The organism is Halobacillus sp. BBL2006 (assembly GCF_000786645.1).
Lineage (GTDB): Bacteria > Bacillota > Bacilli > Bacillales > Halobacillaceae > Halobacillus.
Map to the genome: position 1 here is coordinate 1 of NZ_JRNX01001001.1, position 4,922 is coordinate 4,922.

Here is a 4,922-nt window from a genome sequence, read left to right on the forward strand (position 1 = left end):
AAACATTTTGATCTTTGAAAACTGAACGAACCAACCAGTACGTCAAAACATTCTTTCTATTATAGAAGGAATTCAAACAAGCACATTCGGTGTGCAAATGAGCAAGTCAAACTTAACTTTTATGGAGAGTTTGATCCTGGCTCAGGACGAACGCTGGCGGCGTGCCTAATACATGCAAGTCGAGCGCGGGAAGCGAGCTGATCCCCTTCGGGGGTGACGCTCGTGGAACGAGCGGCGGACGGGTGAGTAACACGTGGGCAACCTGCCTGTAAGATCGGAATAACCCCGGGAAACCGGGGCTAATGCCGGGTAACACTTTCCTTCGCATGAAGGAGAGTTGAAAGATGGCTTCTTGCTATCACTTACAGATGGGCCCGCGGCGCATTAGCTAGTTGGTGAGGTAACGGCTCACCAAGGCGACGATGCGTAGCCGACCTGAGAGGGTGATCGGCCACACTGGGACTGAGACACGGCCCAGACTCCTACGGGAGGCAGCAGTAGGGAATCTTCCGCAATGGACGAAAGTCTGACGGAGCAACGCCGCGTGAACGATGAAGGTCTTCGGATCGTAAAGTTCTGTTGTTAGGGAAGAACAAGTACCGTGCGAATAGAGCGGTACCTTGACGGTACCTAACGAGGAAGCCCCGGCTAACTACGTGCCAGCAGCCGCGGTAATACGTAGGGGGCAAGCGTTGTCCGGAATTATTGGGCGTAAAGCGCGCGCAGGCGGTTCCTTAAGTCTGATGTGAAAGCCCACGGCTCAACCGTGGAGGGTCATTGGAAACTGGGGAACTTGAGGACAGAAGAGGAGAGTGGAATTCCACGTGTAGCGGTGAAATGCGTAGATATGTGGAGGAACACCAGTGGCGAAGGCGACTCTCTGGTCTGTTTCTGACGCTGAGGTGCGAAAGCGTGGGTAGCAAACAGGATTAGATACCCTGGTAGTCCACGCCGTAAACGATGAGTGCTAGGTGTTAGGGGGCTTCCACCCCTTAGTGCTGAAGTTAACGCATTAAGCACTCCGCCTGGGGAGTACGGCCGCAAGGCTGAAACTCAAAGGAATTGACGGGGGCCCGCACAAGCGGTGGAGCATGTGGTTTAATTCGAAGCAACGCGAAGAACCTTACCAGGTCTTGACATCCTTGGACCTCCCTAGAGATAGGGATTTCCCTTCGGGGACCAAGTGACAGGTGGTGCATGGTTGTCGTCAGCTCGTGTCGTGAGATGTTGGGTTAAGTCCCGCAACGAGCGCAACCCCTAATCTTAGTTGCCAGCATTCAGTTGGGCACTCTAAGGTGACTGCCGGTGACAAACCGGAGGAAGGCGGGGATGACGTCAAATCATCATGCCCCTTATGACCTGGGCTACACACGTGCTACAATGGATGGTACAAAGGGCAGCGAAGCCGCGAGGTGTAGCAAATCCCATAAAACCATTCTCAGTTCGGATTGCAGGCTGCAACTCGCCTGCATGAAGCCGGAATCGCTAGTAATCGCGGATCAGCATGCCGCGGTGAATACGTTCCCGGGCCTTGTACACACCGCCCGTCACACCACGAGAGTTGGCAACACCCGAAGTCGGTGAGGTAACCTTTTTGGAGCCAGCCGCCGAAGGTGGGGCCAATGATTGGGGTGAAGTCGTAACAAGGTAGCCGTATCGGAAGGTGCGGCTGGATCACCTCCTTTCTAAGGATTTAGAACGGAAGCGTACGTGGTTGGTTGTTCAGTTTTGAGAGATCAAAGAATCTTTCAATGTGAACCTTGAAAACTGGATAAGACATGATTAGGAATCATCTAACGATGATCCTGATGATGACAAGACATCAAACATCAAAACGAAACAACGTCTTTTCACAAGATAGTTAAGTGAATAAGGGCGCACGGTGGATGCCTTGGTACTAGGAGCCGATGAAGGACGGGACTAACACCGAAATGCTTCGACGAGCCGTAAGTAGGCTTTGACTCGGAGATTTCCGAATGGGGAAACCCGCTGTTCGTAATGGGACAGCATCCTATACTGAATTCATAGGTATAGGACGGCACACCCGGGGAACTGAAACATCTCAGTACCCGGAGGAAGAGAAAGCAAATGCGATTTCCCAAGTAGCGGCGAGCGAAACGGAAACAGCCCAAACCAGAAAGCTTGCTTTCTGGGGTTGTAGGACACTCCCTTGGAGTTACCAAGAAGGAAGGTAGACGAATCGATCTGGAAAGGTCAGCCAGAGCAGGTAACAGCCCTGTAGTCAAAACCTTCCTTCCTCCGGAGTGGATCCTGAGTACGGCGGAACACGAGGAATTCCGTCGGAATCCGGGAGGACCATCTCCCAAGGCTAAATACTCCCTAGTAACCGATAGTGAACCAGTACCGTGAGGGAAAGGTGAAAAGCACCCCGGAAGGGGAGTGAAAGAGAACCTGAAACCGTGTGCCTACAAGTAGTCGGAGCCCGTTAATGGGTGACGGCGTGCCTTTTGTAGAATGAACCGGCGAGTTACGACCGTATGCGAGGTTAAGCAGCAGAAGCGGAGCCGCAGCGAAAGCGAGTCTGAATAGGGCGAGTGAGTATGCGGTCGTAGACCCGAAACCGTGTGATCTACCCATGTCCAGGATGAAGGTCAGGTAACACTGACTGGAGGTCCGAACCCACGTAAGTTGAAAATTACGGGGATGAGGTGTGGGTAGGGGTGAAATGCCAATCGAACACGGAGATAGCTGGTTCTCTCCGAAATAGCTTTAGGGCTAGCCTCAGAATAGAAAGTCATGGAGGTAGAGCACTGATTGGACGAGGGGCCCCTATCGGGTTACCGAATTCAGTCAAACTCCGAATGCCATCGACTTTGTTCTGGGAGTCAGACCGTGGGTGATAAGGTTCATGGTCGAAAGGGAAACAGCCCAGACCGCCAGCTAAGGTCCCAAAGTGTGTGTTAAGTGGAAAAGGATGTGGAGTTGCTTAGACAACCAGGATGTTGGCTTAGAAGCAGCCATCATTGAAAGAGTGCGTAATAGCTCACTGGTCGAGTGACTCTGCGCCGAAAATGTACCGGGGCTAAACACACCACCGAAGCTGCGGATTGATCTAACGATCAGTGGTAGGAGAGCGTTCTAAGTGCAGCGAAGTCAGACCGTAAGGACTGGTGGAGCGCTTAGAAGTGAGAATGCCGGTATGAGTAGCGAAAAAAGAGTGAGAATCTCTTTCACCGAAAATCTAAGGTTTCCTGAGGAAGGCTCGTCCTCTCAGGGTTAGTCGGGACCTAAGCCGAGGCCGAAAGGCGTAGGCGATGGACAACAGGTCGATATTCCTGTACCACCTCCTTTCCGTTTGAACGACGGGGGGACGCAGGAGGATAAGGAGAGCGCGCCATTGGATGAGCGCGTCCAAGCAGTGAGACGGTCGGATAGGCAAATCCGTCCGGCAACGTCAAGCTGTGATGGGGAGGGAACTAAAGTACCGAAGCTCCTGAGTTCACACTGCCAAGAAAATCCTCTAGTGAGGAAAGAGGTGCCCGTACCGCAAACCGACACAGGTAGATGAGGAGAGGATCCTAAGGTGAGCGGGAGAACTCTCGTTAAGGAACTCGGCAAAATGACCCCGTAACTTCGGGAGAAGGGGTGCTCCTCTGCCGAGGAGCCGCAGTGAAAAGGCCCAAGCGACTGTTTACCAAAAACACAGGTCTCTGCGAAGCCGTAAGGCGAAGTATAGGGGCTGACACCTGCCCGGTGCTGGAAGGTTAAGGGGATGCGTTAGCGTAAGCGAAGCGTTGAACCGAAGCCCCAGTAAACGGCGGCCGTAACTATAACGGTCCTAAGGTAGCGAAATTCCTTGTCGGGTAAGTTCCGACCCGCACGAAAGGTGCAACGACTTGGGCACTGTCTCAACGAGAGACCCGGTGAAATTATACTATGTGTGAAGATGCACATTACCCGCGACAGGACGGAAAGACCCCGTGGAGCTTTACTGTAGCCTGATATTGAATGTTGGTACAGCTTGTACAGGATAGGTAGGAGCCTTAGAAGCCGGAGCGCTAGCTTCGGTGGAGGCGCTGGTGGGATACTACCCTGGCTGTACGGACATTCTAACCCAGGACCGTGATCCGGTCCGGAGACAGTGTCAGGTGGGCAGTTTGACTGGGGCGGTCGCCTCCCAAAAGGTAACGGAGGCGCCCAAAGGTTCCCTCAGAATGGTTGGAAATCATTCGCAGAGTGTAAAGGCACAAGGGAGCTTGACTGCGAGACCTACAAGTCGAGCAGGGACGAAAGTCGGGCTTAGTGATCCGGCGGTTCCGCATGGAAGGGCCGTCGCTCAACGGATAAAAGCTACCCCGGGGATAACAGGCTTATCTCCCCCAAGAGTCCACATCGACGGGGAGGTTTGGCACCTCGATGTCGGCTCATCGCATCCTGGGGCTGTAGTCGGTCCCAAGGGTTGGGCTGTTCGCCCATTAAAGCGGTACGCGAGCTGGGTTCAGAACGTCGTGAGACAGTTCGGTCCCTATCCGTCGTGGGCGTTGGAAATTTGAAAGGAGCTGTCCTTAGTACGAGAGGACCGGGATGGACACACCGCTGGTGTACCAGTTGTTCCGCCAGGAGCATAGCTGGGTAGCTACGTGTGGTCGGGATAAGTGCTGAAAGCATCTAAGCATGAAGCCCTCCTTGAGATGAGATTTCCCATACCTATAAGGTAATAAGATCCCTCAGAGACGATGAGGTTGATAGGTCCGAGGTGGAAGCGTGGTGACACGTGCAGCTGACGGATACTAATTGATCGACGACTTATCTATCTGATGTGAAAGATTGTTTCCGATGTTTTTGATTCTTATCCAGTTTTGAGGGTTTACCTCAAACTTTATATGATGTGGTGGTGAAGGCGAAGAGGTCACACCTGTTCCCATGCCGAACACAGCAGTTAAGCTCTTCAGCGCCGATTG

Annotated in this window: 3 rRNA genes; all 3 read left to right on the forward strand. The window is 52.9% G+C overall.

What is annotated here, in order from left to right:
- Positions 1-118: 118 nt before the first annotated feature.
- Positions 119-1,685, forward strand: a 16S ribosomal RNA gene (locus LD39_RS21645).
- A 174-nt stretch (positions 1,686-1,859) separates the two neighbouring features.
- Positions 1,860-4,775, forward strand: a 23S ribosomal RNA gene (locus LD39_RS21650).
- A 73-nt stretch (positions 4,776-4,848) separates the two neighbouring features.
- A 5S ribosomal RNA gene (gene rrf / locus LD39_RS21655) occupies positions 4,849-4,922 on the forward strand; the annotation flags it as partial.